The organism is Pseudarthrobacter sp. TE3704 (assembly GCF_056279405.1).
The window spans coordinates 109001-122002 of record NZ_JBWCCJ010000009.1 but is presented as its reverse complement, the minus strand read 5'-3'; the positions used below and the strand labels follow the sequence as shown (position 1 = coordinate 122002).

Annotated in this window: 11 protein-coding genes; 9 read left to right on the top strand and 2 right to left on the bottom strand. The window is 66.4% G+C overall.

Annotation, left to right across the window (positions count from 1 at the left end):
• Positions 1–141: 141 nt before the first annotated feature.
• From ACZ9BC_RS20540 to ACZ9BC_RS20505, 8 genes are all read left to right on the top strand, one after another.
• Positions 142–903 carry an NlpC/P60 family protein gene (locus ACZ9BC_RS20540; RefSeq protein WP_476247546.1) on the top strand — a complete coding sequence of 254 codons (762 nt, stop codon included), beginning with the start codon at positions 142–144 and terminating at the stop codon, positions 901–903.
• Between the two features lie 282 nt (positions 904–1185).
• Positions 1186–1686: an HNH endonuclease gene (locus ACZ9BC_RS20535; RefSeq protein WP_079597834.1), complete on the top strand. Its 501-nt coding sequence runs from the start codon at positions 1186–1188 to the stop codon at positions 1684–1686.
• A 48-nt stretch (positions 1687–1734) separates the two neighbouring features.
• Entirely contained in the window at positions 1735–2394 is a 660-nt protein-coding gene (mobA, locus tag ACZ9BC_RS20530) for a molybdenum cofactor guanylyltransferase (RefSeq protein ID WP_476247545.1), read from the top strand.
• Between the two features lie 15 nt (positions 2395–2409).
• The gene (locus ACZ9BC_RS20525) at positions 2410–2703 is read left to right on the top strand and encodes a DUF6457 domain-containing protein (RefSeq protein WP_476247544.1); all 294 of its coding nucleotides are present in this window, start codon (positions 2410–2412) and stop codon (positions 2701–2703) included.
• The gene (locus tag ACZ9BC_RS20520; protein ID WP_476247543.1) at positions 2700–4076 is read left to right on the top strand and encodes a molybdopterin molybdotransferase MoeA; all 1377 of its coding nucleotides are present in this window, start codon (positions 2700–2702) and stop codon (positions 4074–4076) included. Before ACZ9BC_RS20525 ends, ACZ9BC_RS20520 begins: the two co-directional genes overlap by 4 nt.
• A 114-nt stretch (positions 4077–4190) precedes the next feature.
• Positions 4191–5069, top strand: a complete 879-nt coding sequence (gene fdhD, locus ACZ9BC_RS20515) for a formate dehydrogenase accessory sulfurtransferase FdhD (protein WP_476247542.1) — start codon at positions 4191–4193, stop codon at positions 5067–5069.
• Positions 5070–5193: 124 nt separating this feature from the next.
• Positions 5194–8241: an alpha-mannosidase gene (locus tag ACZ9BC_RS20510; RefSeq protein WP_476247541.1), complete on the top strand. Its 3048-nt coding sequence runs from the start codon at positions 5194–5196 to the stop codon at positions 8239–8241.
• A gap of 53 nt (positions 8242–8294) precedes the next feature.
• Positions 8295–9401, top strand: coding sequence for an LLM class flavin-dependent oxidoreductase (locus ACZ9BC_RS20505; protein ID WP_476247540.1), 1107 nt, complete (start codon positions 8295–8297; stop codon positions 9399–9401).
• A gap of 201 nt (positions 9402–9602) precedes the next feature.
• On the opposite strand, the gene ACZ9BC_RS20500 is transcribed toward ACZ9BC_RS20505, so the two are convergent.
• Entirely contained in the window at positions 9603–10340 is a 738-nt protein-coding gene (locus ACZ9BC_RS20500) for a hypothetical protein (protein WP_476247539.1), read from the bottom strand.
• Entirely contained in the window at positions 10337–11074 is a 738-nt protein-coding gene (locus ACZ9BC_RS20495; protein WP_476247538.1) for a hypothetical protein, read from the bottom strand. The genes ACZ9BC_RS20500 and ACZ9BC_RS20495 overlap by 4 nt, the downstream gene beginning before the upstream one ends.
• 250 nt (positions 11075–11324) lie before the next feature.
• On the opposite strand from ACZ9BC_RS20495, the gene ACZ9BC_RS20490 reads away from it, so the two are divergent.
• On the top strand, positions 11325–12980 hold the full coding sequence (locus ACZ9BC_RS20490) for an ABC-F family ATP-binding cassette domain-containing protein (protein ID WP_476247537.1): 1656 nt from the start codon (positions 11325–11327) through the stop codon (positions 12978–12980).
• The last annotated feature ends 22 nt before the right edge of the window (positions 12981–13002 follow it).

Here is a 13002-nt window from a genome sequence, read left to right as displayed (position 1 = left end):
CCGGGAACTATTTCTTTGCCCCCCGTTTTTCGCTAAATCACACATCCCCGTTCGGGGCGCGCCGACATACCCCCAAGATGCCGGCGCGTCCAAAACTCTCGGGCTGCCCACAGGCCCCGAGGAAATCGAAAGAGAGAACTGATGACTACTCGTGCTACCGCACGGCACCGCGCCGAGGTCACCAAAACCAACTCAATCGCCGTCATTGCCAAGGCTGTCGGCGATAACGCCGGCGGCGTGGGCCGCCAGGCCGCGGTTATTGCCGCCGCTTCCGGCCTGGTCCTGACGAGCGGCATTGCAGCCAACGCTGCTGATGCCAACATCCAGCGGGACTCCGCTTCCGCCTCGACCCTGGAAGTCGAGTCCGCTGTTGAAGCCCCCATTTCCGCGGCTTCCACCATCGCCATCACCTACGAAAAGCCGGCAGTGACCACCACCCCGGCCCCGGTTGTTGTCGCGGAAGAGCCCGAGGTTGAGGTTCAGGAAGCCGCTCCGGCGGCCCAGCCTGTTGCAGCTCCGAAGGTCACTGCCACGGTTACCGCTGCTGCCGCCCCCGCAGCTCCGGCCTCGGCCAGCGGCAAGGGTGCAGCCATCCTGTCCGCCGCTTACGCCCAGCTGGGTGTTATGCAGGACTGCACCATGCTGGTGACCAACTCCCTGGCCGCCGTGGGCATCAACTTCCACGACTGGCCTGCAGGCTACCTGTCCCTCGGCCGCACGGTCAGTGCCGCCGAAGCCCAGCCCGGCGACCTGATCTACTACGCCGACGGCGGCGCCGGCATGGCCCACGTTGCTGTCTACGCCGGCAACGGCCAGGCCGTGCACGGCGGCTACAACGGCAACCAGACCGTTGTCTTCAGCGCCAACGTAGGTTCCGGCCCGGTATTCATCCGCGTGAACTGATGTTCCCGACGGAACGCCTGGTTGATCCCCGGCTGACCTGAAGGACTGTCTGCCTAACGAAATGACCCCTGCCTTTGTGGCAGGGGTCATGTTTGTTTAACGGACCGCGCACATCCGATGACCCGCCCCTGCGCCCCCGTGATGCAGGAGGGCGATGCCGGCCAGATTAGCCGATAGTGGACTTCTTTGTTTACTCTTGTGGTGTCGATCCATAGCCCGGACCATGCCGAGGGCAGCCGGCCCTCGTGCCCCTGACGGGTGCGGCCGTGAAGAGGTACGTGCATGCGCACTCTCGTTCTGAATGCTGGATATGAACCGCTGGCGGTTATTTCATTCCGCCGGGCGCTGGTGCTTGTGCTGACCAACAAGGCGAGCGTGGTGGCTGAGGGGGACGATCCCGTGGTGGGTCCCCAGGAGATTCTGGGCCGCCCGTCCGTGATTCTCCTGAACCGCTACATCCGTCCCAGATACAACCACGCCACCGCCGTCAGCCGCCGGGGTGTGCTCAGGCGGGACGGGCACAAGTGCGCGTACTGCGGAAAAGCGGCCCACACCATCGATCATGTCCATCCAAAATCCCGCGGTGGTGCCGATTCGTGGGAGAACCTGGTTGCCGCCTGCCTCCGCTGCAATAACGCGAAGGGGGACCATACCCCGGCCGAAATGGGCTGGAAGCTGCGGTTCGTGCCGGAGCCTCCGCACGGCACCATCTGGCAGATTAAGGAACTGGAAAAGCCCACGCCGGCGTGGGATCCGTTCCTGTTGCCCGAACGTGCTGCCTGACCTGCCTCTGCACCCCGCCACATCCGCAACCGCCGGTAGGCTGGGACTGTGGAAGCGAACACGCCGTCCTTTGATGCCCTGATCCTGGCGGGGGGCCGGTCCGCACGGCTTGGCGGAGTACCGAAGCAGAACCTGCAATTCCAGGGCGCCAGCCTCCTCGAGCGCTCCCTTGCTGCCGCTGCAGAGGCCCGGCGCATTGTGGTGGTGGGTCCTCCCGGGCTGGTGCCGGCGGGGATCCTCTCCTGCCGTGAAGAGCCCGAGTTCGCCGGCCCGGCAGCCGCGATTGCCGCCGGTCTGGATACCCTCGCGGGCGCGGGGTCGGAGTCCGACTACACACTGGTGCTCGCCTGCGACATGCCGCTGGTGACCGACGCGGTCAGCGTGCTCCACACGTCCCTGACGGCCGGGCACCGTGCGGGGGCGGACGCAGTCCTGGCGCGGACTGAGGACGGGACACCGGAAGGCCGCATCCAGCCACTGGCCGGTTTTTACCGCACAGCTGCGCTAAAAAAGGCTGCGCAGGACCTTGCGGCCAGGGGGGCCCTGATTAACGGTTCTGTCCGCTCGCTCCTTGCTAGTCTGGACGTGCAGCTTGTCAGCGTCCCCGCCGCGTCCACAGCAGACGTGGATACGTGGGACGATGCCGCCGCACTAGGGATTGCCGCCGGCAACCAGGACAAGGACCATGGCCGTCCCGGCCGCAGTTAACGTGGGAGGCAGTTCATGAAGAGCCAGGATGAAACGCTGGAGGAATGGTGCAGGTCGCTGCTCCAGGCCTATGAACTCGAGGATGTCCAGGTGGACGTCAACGCCATCCTGTCCCTTGCCGGCGTAGCAGCCCATTCCGTGGTCCGTCCGGCTGCTCCGCTCACCACATTCATTGCCGGCTATGCCGCGGGCCTGGCCTCCGGTTCCGGCCGCACGACGGATGCCGCGTCCATGGACTCGGCCCTGGCCGTGGCGCGTTCACTTGCTGCCGACTACGACGCTGAAGCCGCCGGGACCCCCGGCGAATGACCGGGGAACCCCAGGGAGAAGCAGGTAGACCCGAAGGGCAGGACACGCCGCACCACCTTGCCCACACCTGGGAAGAAGCACGGCAGGCAGCGTTTGATGCTGCCACGCCGATTCCTGCCGGCCCGGTGGCGCTGGAGCTTGCCCTGGGCCGCCGCCTGGACCAGGACATTGTGGCACTGCAGGACATGCCGCACTATGCGTCCTCGGCCATGGACGGATGGGCTGTCAACGGCACCGGCCCGTGGATCCTGGTTGAGCCGGGAGCCAGGCTGGCACCGCACCAGGCCAGCCCCATCGTGACCGGCGGCCTGATTCCTCCCGGCGGCAAGGCCATACTGCGCAGCGAGAGCGCCGTCCTGGGCAAGGACGACGACGGGCTCCCCATCCTGGAAACCGGTGGAACCGCGCGTCCGGGGGAGCCGCGCAACGGCCAGCACATCCGGAGGGCGGGGGAGGAGGCCAGGGAAGGGGACATCCTGGTCAAAGCCGGGGTGGAGCTGAATCCCGCGCATCTGGCACTCGCTGCCCTTGCCGGCCACGACGAGGTGCACGTCCAAGGCAAACCCCTGGTGCGGCTGCTGCTGACCGGCTCCGAGGTAGTGGCCGAGGGCCTTCCGGTTCCGGGCCAGGTGCGCGACACCTTCGGTCCCCAACTGCCGGCCGTGGTCGCGATGCTGGGTGGCATTGCCGGGGGACAGCAGAAAAATGGCGATTCTTACGAGGAATGGCTCGCCGGCCTGGAGGACGTGGTCCCGGAGGCACCCGGCGCACCCGACTTGCCGGCCGACGTCGTGATCACCACAGGCGGGACAGGACGCTCCGGCACGGACCACCTGCGCCGCGCGGTTGCTGAGCTGGGCGGGCGGCTGGTCATCGACGGCGTGGCTATGCGCCCCGGGCATCCCGCCGTCCTGGCCGAGCTGCCGGACGGCAGGTTCGTGCTGGGCCTGCCGGGAAATCCGCTTGCCGCAATGATGGCGTTGTCAACGGTGGGTGCCCCGCTTCTGGCTGCCCTGGGCCACGGCACCATGCCCTCCGTGCAGGAGGTGCCGTGCGGAACATTGATCGAACCCGATCCCGGGCGCACCCGGCTGATGCCTTTCCGCCTCCTCTACGGCATGGCTTCCCCGGCCCAGCACACGGGGCCCGGGATGATGCGGGGACTGGCTTCTGCCGACGGCGTCCTGGTGGTGCCGCCACACGGTGTGCAGCTGGGTGAGCCGGTGCCGGCTTTCGCGTTGCCGTGGGGTCCGCCTATTCCCGCGCCCGCTGAAGCCCCGGCCAAGGCCAAGCCCCGCAGTGCGGGCCGGAATGCCCGGACGGGCACCAAAGCCGCGGATGGTCCGGTGGACTGGAGTGCCCTTCTTGGCTGAGCAGCGCGCAGGGTTAAAGGGTGCAAGGTTAAGAGGGGTTGGTTCCGCGGTGCACCTGGTTGAGCCGGGTCCCCGCGGTTGTCATGATGGAGTTATGAACAGGCAAGGTGGGAGATGGGACGCGTAACCCAGCGCCGCAAGGTGCACAAGTATGTTCTGGATGGCTCACCGAATGCCATCGAGTTCCCGGTCCGGTACCGGGAGGACGTCCTGGCTGTTGAGGAACCGCTGGAAATCCGGCTGGGCTCCCTCTCCTTCTCCGTCACCATGCGGACGCCCGGTGACGACTTTGACCTGGTGGCCGGTTTCCTGGTGTCCGAGGGTGTCATCTGGTCCGCTGAACAGCTCGTTTCCCTGCGGTTCTGTGCAGGTGAAGACGAAGACGGAGTCCAGACATTCAACGTGGTGGAGGCGCAGCTGCGGCCGGACGTCCCGCTTCCTGCCACCGGACGCAACGTGTATACGTCAAGTTCCTGCGGCATCTGCGGTACGGACTCCATAGAATCGGTCCGCAAATCCTCGCATTACAGCCCGCAGTCCGATCCCGTGACGGTGGATGCCCAGGTCCTTGCCTCGCTGCCGGCACTGCTCCGCCAGTCCCAGCGCCTCTTTGACGACACCGGGGGAGTGCACGCGGCCGGCCTGTTCAAGGTGGAGGACGACGGCGGCGTGAAGCTTTTGTGCCTCCGCGAGGACGTGGGGCGGCACAACGCCGTGGACAAGGTGGTGGGCTGGGCGCTGCGCGAAGGCCTCCTCCCGCTGCGCGGAACGATCCTCCAGGTATCGGGCAGGGCATCCTTCGAGCTGGTCCAGAAAGCCGCCATGGCAGGAATTCCCGTGCTGGCCGCCGTGAGCGCTCCCTCCAGCCTGGCCGTTGAACTGGCCGAAGCCGGCGGGGTAACGCTTGCGGGATTCAGCCGGGGTACCAGCCTGAACGTGTACGCCGGCAATGACCGCATCACCGGGCCCGTGGTTCCCGTGCCGTCTGCGTGAGCTTCCCCCGCCGGGAGTTTCCGGGCACGCTCGCAGAAGGGGTTGGATATCAGGCTACTAGCGGGTAGATTTGTCCATCGAATGGACACGATAGTCCACTTTCATACTCTGAAGAAGGCCCACATTGCATGACGACCGCCGGATCACGGAAGTCCGCCTGGAGAGGTTCGTGCGTGAGCGCATCAACCCCGCCGTCTACAGCAGGAGCCTTCCCCTTGCCCTGAGCAGCTGGGATGTGCCGGACGAACCGGTCCCCGCGCTGGAGGCCATGCGGCAGGAATTCCGGCCGCAGGAGCACGGCGCCCCGTGGGGAAAACCGTGGGGTACCAAGTGGCTCCGCCTGCAGGGCGAAGTCCCCGAATCGTGGGGTACCGAGCCGGACACCACCGTGGAAGTTGTGGTGGACCTCGGCTTCACCATCGAAACCCCGGGCTTCCAATGCGAGGGCATTGCCTGGCGGCCGGACGGCACCATCATCAAGGCCGTCTCGCCGCGGAACCAGTACATTCCCCTGAAGTTGCTGGGTGGCGGTATGGCCGTGGATTTCTACGTGGAGGCCGCCGCCAATCCGGATGTGGCCCAGGGGTGGACCTTCGCCGCCACGCCCTACGGTGACAAATCCACCGCCGGAACAGCCCCGCAGTACCGGCTGGGACACATTGCCATCGCCGAGCTGAACCAGACCGTGTGGGAGCTGCAGCAGGATGTCTGGACCCTGGCAGGACTGATGGAGCAGCTGCCCCTGGAGCTGCCCCGCCGCCATGAAATCCTTCGGGCGTTGGAACGCATGATGGACGCGATGGATCCGGACGATGTTGCGGGAACCGCCGCAGCAGGACGCGATGCGCTCGCCGGGGTCCTTGCCCGGCCTGCCTACTCATCCGCCCACCAGCTGGTTGCCACCGGGCACGCGCACATCGACTCCGCCTGGCTTTGGCCGGTCCGGGAAACAATGCGCAAATGCGCCCGGACGTTCTCCAACGTGGTGTCCCTCATGGACGAGAACCCGGACTTCGTCTTCTCCTGTTCCTCGGCGCAGCAGCTTGCCTGGATCAAGGAGTTTTACCCTGAGCTGTTCAGCCGGATCCGGGAAAAGGTCCGTTCGGGCCAGTTCGTTCCCGTGGGCGGCATGTGGGTGGAATCGGACACCAATATGCCCGGCGGCGAAGCCATGGCGCGGCAGTTCGTGGAAGGCAAGAGCTTCTTCTTGGCTGAGTTCGGCATCGAATGCCGGGAAGCCTGGCTGCCCGACTCGTTCGGGTACTCAGCAGCCCTGCCCCAGATCGTGAAATCCGCCGGCAGCCGCTGGTTCCTGACCCAGAAAATCTCCTGGAACCAAACCAACAGGATGCCGCACCACACCTTCAACTGGGAGGGCATCGACGGCACCCGGCTTTTCACCCACTTCCCGCCGGTGGACACCTACAACTCGGAACTCAGCGCACGCGAACTCGCCCATGCCGAGCGCAACTACCGTGACCACGGCCGGGGAACAGTCTCGCTGGTGCCGTTCGGCTATGGCGACGGCGGCGGCGGACCCACGCGGGAAATGCTGGCCGCAGCAGCCCGCACTGCCAACCTGGAAGGCTCACCGAAAGTCCGGATTGGATCAGCGGAGAGTTTCTTCCAACAGGCCGAGGAAGACTACCCGGCCCTGCCCGTGTGGGTGGGCGAGATGTACCTCGAGCTGCACCGCGGCACGTACACCAGCCAGGCCCGGACCAAGAAGGGCAACCGGCGCAGCGAACACCTGCTGCGGGAAGCGGAACTGTGGTGCGCCACTGCCACCGTACGGACAAACGGCACGTACGCCTACCCGGCGGCAGAACTCAAGCGCCTGTGGCGGCTGGTGCTGCTGCAGCAGTTCCACGACATCCTTCCGGGCAGCTCCATCGCCTGGGTCCACCAGGATGCCGAGCGCAACTACCAGGCGATCGAAACTGCCCTGGAAACACTCATCGGCCAGGCCGCGGCCGCTGTGCTCGGTCCCGGGGAGCGGCAGTTCCTGCTGAACGCAGCACCCCACCCGCGGGACGGAGTGCCGGCGCTGGCAGCGGCGGAACCTGCCACCCATCCTGAGGCCGTGCGTGCCACAGCCGTTGCCGGTGGCTACATCCTGGACAACGGCGTCATCCGCGCCGTCCTGGACGCCGATGGCCTGCTCACCTCGCTGGTGGATTACGCCAGCGGACGCGAAGCGATTGCCCCGGGCGGGCGCGGGAACCTGCTGGAACTGCACCGCGACACCCCCAACGAGTGGGACGCCTGGGATATCGATGAGTTCTACCGGCGCAACGTCACGGCCCTGGCCACCGCACTGTCCGTGAGCCTTGAAGAGCACGGCGGCGCCGCCGTCGTGGTGGTGGAGCGGCTGGCCGGTACCTCACCGCTCACACAGCGCATCACCCTGGAGCCTGGAAGCCCCTCGCTGACCATTACCACTGCCATTGACTGGCAGGAACGCGAGAAGCTGCTGAAGCTCGGTTTCGCCCTGGACGTCCGCGCGGACCGGTCCGCCGCCGAAACCCAGTTCGGCCACGTTTTCCGGCCGACGCACACCAACACCTCCTGGGAAGCCGCCAAGTTCGAGATCTGCGCCCACCGGTGGATCCATGTGGGTGAACCCGGCTACGGGGTGGCGGTGTCCAATGCGTCCACCTACGGGCACGACGTGGGCAGGAGCGTCAGGGCTTCCGACGGCGGCACCACCACCACTGTGCGCCTGTCGCTGCTGCGTGCCCCCAAGTTCCCGGACCCGGAAGCGGACCGCGGCGATCACGAACTGACCGTCACCATCCGTCCCGGCGCCGATATTGCCGACGCTGTGCAGGAGGGCTACCGCACCAACCTGGCTCCACGCCTGGTCCGCGGCGCCTCCCCGGTTGAACCACTGGTTGCCGTGTCCAATCCCGGGATGGTGATCGAAGCCGTCAAGCTTGCCGAGGACGGTTCCGGCGACGTGATCGTCCGGCTGTACGAGTCATTGGGGCAACGCTCGGCAGGAAGGATCACTGCCAACTTCGAGGTGGGAGCCATCCAGCCCGTGGATCTCCTGGAGCGCGACGTTCCGGCTCCGGGCGTGCTGGTGGATGACGTGGAGACGGATGAAACGGGCGCAACGCTCCACCTGCGTCCCTTCCAGCTGGTCACCCTGAGGTTCGTCCGTCCGTAGCCCGGCGTCCCGGCCCCGGGAATATGCATACGCATGTAATGCTTATAGACGGCATGGAACTGGGAATCTTTACCTTCGGCGATATCCACGCGGACCCCGTCAGCGGGGTGGCTGTCTCCCCGGAGCAGAATACGCTTGACCTGCTCGAGCGCGCACGGCTGGCGGACCAGGTGGGGCTGCACTATTTTGGCGTGGGGGAGCACCACCGCCCGGACTACTCGGTTTCCGCGCCGTCGGTTGTGCTGGCCGCGGCGGCCGCCCAGACGCGGGATATCAAGATCGGCAGTGCCGTGACGGTGCTGAGCACCGAGGACCCTGTGCGGGTGTTCCAGCAATTCGCCACCCTCGACCTGATCAGCCAGGGCAGGGCGGAACTCACCGCGGGCCGCGGCAGCTTCATCGAGTCCTACCCGCTCTTTGGGGCGAAGCTGGAGGACTATGACGCGCTGTACGAGGAAAAGCTGGACCTGCTGCTAAAGCTCAATGCTGCCGGGCGCGTTACGTGGAATGGCAGATTCCGGCCGCCCCTGGACGATGCACTCATCCTGCCGCGGCCCTATCCCGGCCCGGACGGGCAGCGGGTATTGGACATCTGGATCGCCACGGGCGGTACCCCGCAGTCCACCGTCCGGGCAGCTCAGCTGGGCAAGAGCGTGATGTATGCCCTGCTGGGTGGTTCAATCCGCAATTTTGAACGCCACGCGGAACTGTACCGCGAGACGGCGGCCCGGCACGGGCATGCGCCGGCAGGGCTGAAAGTTGGCGTGAGCACGCCGGGGCTTGTCCTCCGCGACGGGACATCCGGCGGGGCCAGGGCCAAGGAAACTTTCCGGCCCTACTGGCTCGACACCATGCGCCGGATTTCTGCGGAGCGGGGCTTTCCCACACCCAGCGGACTCACGTACAACATGGAGACTGCCACCGGCGGTTCGCTCTTCGTGGGCAACGCTGAGCAGGTGGCGGAAAAGATCATCCGGATGCACGGCCACATGCAGCACCACCGGCAGATTTTCCAGCTGGACTTTTCGTCGGTACCTCAGCGCCTGGTGCTGGAGTCGATAGAGCTGCTTGGAACGGAAGTGCTGCCGCTGGTCAGGAAGGAACTGGGTGCCGCAGCGCCGGGAGGATCCGCAGTTGCCGCGAAGGCGGCTCCGGCGTGAAACGCAGGCAATACCGGGCTTAAATAGGCTGAGTGGGGGCGGTCCCCAACGGCCGCCACCACTCATCCCCCCAATGTGTATGAAGGCCCCCGGGGCGGGAGCGTCCAAGAATTTATCCCCGTTCGCAAACGCCCTGCGCCCCGCCTTCACACATTCATGATTGTTTCACATTCTAATGATTTTGTGAAAGCGCTGAGGGAGTTACTTTTCGGTATATGTCTCCCTGCCGCCGGCAGTCCTGCCGTTTTTCACCCTCGCCGCCCAGATCAGCGCCAAACCAATCACAAAACACAGCACCGCCGTATAGTTCACCACGAACTCAACGGCCGCCCAGTCCCGCGGGATGACCGGGAAAAGCAGGGTGAGGGCGATGGCGATCCCGCCCACTGCCAGCAGTCCGGCAGCGACGCGCACCAGGACCGGCAACCGGCTTCCCACGGCGCGGACCATGGCGGGCAGCAGAACCAGCGAAACATAGGAGGGATACGCCCGGCCGGCCGCGCCGTAGTACTCCACCAGCAGGCCGTTGCGGGCATCCTTCCTGGCCGGGCCCACAAGCCCCGCGGAGGAGCCTGCGGTGTCCATCATGAAGAACACCGCCACCATGGCCAGGGAGATCAGCAGCAGGACGGCCATTCCCGCCCTTCCGGTGATGAGCCGGTAGGCGCCCTCGGCACCAAATCCCTTGGTAACCCGGACGCCCACAAAGTAGATGGCGGCGAATATGACGAAGCGCAGCAGCAGGTTGGCGATGTTGCTGCCGCCCAAGGCCTGGTCGATGGCAACGTAGGGTGCCTCGATGCTCAGGAGGATGGCCAGGGTCATCAGGGCGAAGATGTAGAACAGCGACCTGTTCTTCCCGCGCACCGCACTGGGTATGCGGGCCACCGCGATCAGGCCGCAGATGGCCAGCGTGGTCCACTGAAGAATTGCAATCATCCCAGGTTCTCCCAGATCTTTTCCGTCTGCGCTTGGTCGTGCTCCTGCCGGCGCAGGACTTTGCCCAGGGCCTGCAGCCTGTCACCCGCAAGGGCAGTAAGGTCGCCGTCGGACATGCTGTCCAGCGCCGCCTGCCGGGCATCCGGAGGCCACCCGGCCTCTTCCTCGGTGATAAGGCCGGTGGCAACCAGGCCGCCCGCCGGTCCCACCCCGGCCACCAGCGCCGTGGCTACCGCGAGTTCGGGGGACAGCCGGTTGGCGGTCAACTGCGCGGAATAGTTTTGCGGGGCCACTCCTGTGGCGGCTGAGACCCGGTGCCGCACCTCGCCGTCGTCGATGGCATCCACCCAGTTCTTGACGGAGGTGGCGTGCGGTGCCGGGCTCAGCGCGGGAGGCTTCTCCCGGGATGGCCGCGCAGGGTCCATCGCCTGCCTGGCCAGCAGTGACCGGAGAAGGTCCGGCGTGGAGATCTGGCTGACCAGTTCGCAGCGCGTAGGGGGACGCGGAGGCCCTGCCAGTTCCCGGTACGGCTCGAAGTCCGCCAGGGCCGCCACCGGATTGATGTTGTAGGCGCGGCTGATGCTGACCACGGTACTGACCGAGACCTTGCCCCGAACCAGCTGCTGCGCAAGCGTGGTCCGTTTGATCCCGGAGACCCTGCAGACATCTGCCGTGCTGGCATCGGGGGCGATGCCCTGCAGCCAGCGCTGGAACGCCTTGGCGGGAAGGGTCATGAAGGGCTCTCTGCAGAACGGACGGTTCACTCGATTTTAGCGCGCCGGTGCGGAGCCGATTTTACCGCCCGTGGTGTTTCGACTATGCTTGATGGTCGAGCCCGTTGGTCCGTACACCCCCCAAGTCCGGACCAGCGGGTTCTTTTATGTCCTGCGGCCCGGCGGCATTTCCCCTGGTGTTCCGCACGGCAATGCCGGCACGGTTCCGGCAGGAAACCGGCTGCGGATGCGCCGGTGAAAGGACGGATCGATGACTGCAACCCTTGTTGCCAAGGACGTCGCGGGCGGCCACGACCACCGCCAGCTTTTCTCCCGGCTTTCCCTCACGGTTGCCCCCGGTGACGTGGTGGGAGTGGTGGGTGCCAACGGTGCGGGCAAATCCACCCTGCTGCGGCTCCTCGCCGGCGTCGACCAGCCGCAGGAAGGCACCGTCAGCCTTGCTCCCGCCGATGCGTTCGTTGGCTGGCTTCCCCAGGAACATGAACGGGTATCCGGCGAGACGGTGGCCGGATACATCGCCCGGCGCACGGGCTGCGCACAGGCCACCGCGGAGATGGAATCCACGGCAGAAGCATTGGGTGCAGGCGCGCCGGGTGCCGATGACGCCTACGCCCACGCTTTCGACAGGTGGATGGCCTCCGGCGCCGCGGACCTTGACGACCGCATCCCCGCCGTCCTGGCGGACCTGGGACTGGAGGCGGGCCCCGATGCACCCATGACCGGACTTTCCGGCGGCCAGGCCGCGCGTGTCGCCCTGGCGGCGCTGCTGCTCAGCCGGTTCGACGTGGTGCTCCTGGACGAGCCCACCAACGACCTTGACCTGGCCGGCCTCGCCAAGCTGGAGGACTTCGTCAAAGGCCTCCGCGGCGGCGTGGTCCTGGTCAGCCACGACCGCGAGTTCCTGGCCCGCTGCGTCACCACGGTGGTGGAACTGGACCTGGCACAGAACGCGGTAGCCGTTTACGACGGCGGCTACGACGCCTTCCTGGAAGAGCGGGCCGTCGCGCGGCGGCACGCCCGCGAAAAGTACGAGGAGTTTGCCACCACCAAGGCAGACCTTGTCTCACGTGCGCGGACGCAGCGCGAGTGGAGCTCGCAGGGCGTCCGGAACGCCATGAAGAAGAGCCCCGACAACGACAAGATCCGCCGGGCAGCCAGCACCGAGTCCTCCGAAAAGCAGGCCCAGAAAGTCCGGCAGATGGAATCCCGCATTGCCCGGCTGGACGTGGTGGAAGAGCCGCGCAAGGAATGGCAGCTCCAGTTCTCCATCGGCAAGGCCCCCCGCTCCAGCGCCGTGGTGGCAACCCTCCGCGACGCCGTCCTGCGGCAGGGAAGCTTCACCCTGGGACCGGTCAACCTGCAGCTCAACGCGGGGGAGCGGATCGGCATCACCGGCCCCAACGGAGCCGGCAAGTCCACCCTGCTTCGCCTGCTCCTGGGCGCGGCCGAACCCGATTCGGGCAGCGCCTCGATGGGCGCCTCTGTTGCCATTGGCGAGATTGACCAGGCACGCGGGCTGCTGGCGGGGCACCTTGCCCTGGCAGACGCCGTCGAGGCCGTCCTGGTGGACCAGACCCCGGCCGAGGTCCGTACCCTCCTGGCGAAATTCGGCCTGAAGGCGGACCACACGGCCAGGGCGGTTGACTCCCTCTCGCCGGGAGAACGGACCCGCGCCGCATTGGCACTGCTCCAGGCGCGCGGCGTGAACCTCCTGGTCCTTGACGAACCCACCAACCACTTGGACCTGCCGGCCATCGAGCAGCTGGAAGAGGCACTGGACAGCTACGACGGCGCACTGCTCCTGGTCACCCATGACCGGCGGCTCCTGGAGAACGTGCGCCTGGATGTACGTTGGGATGTGGACAGCGGGACGGTCACCGAGCAGCGGATCGGCAGCAGTATTTGAACGGAAACGACGGTATGGGCAG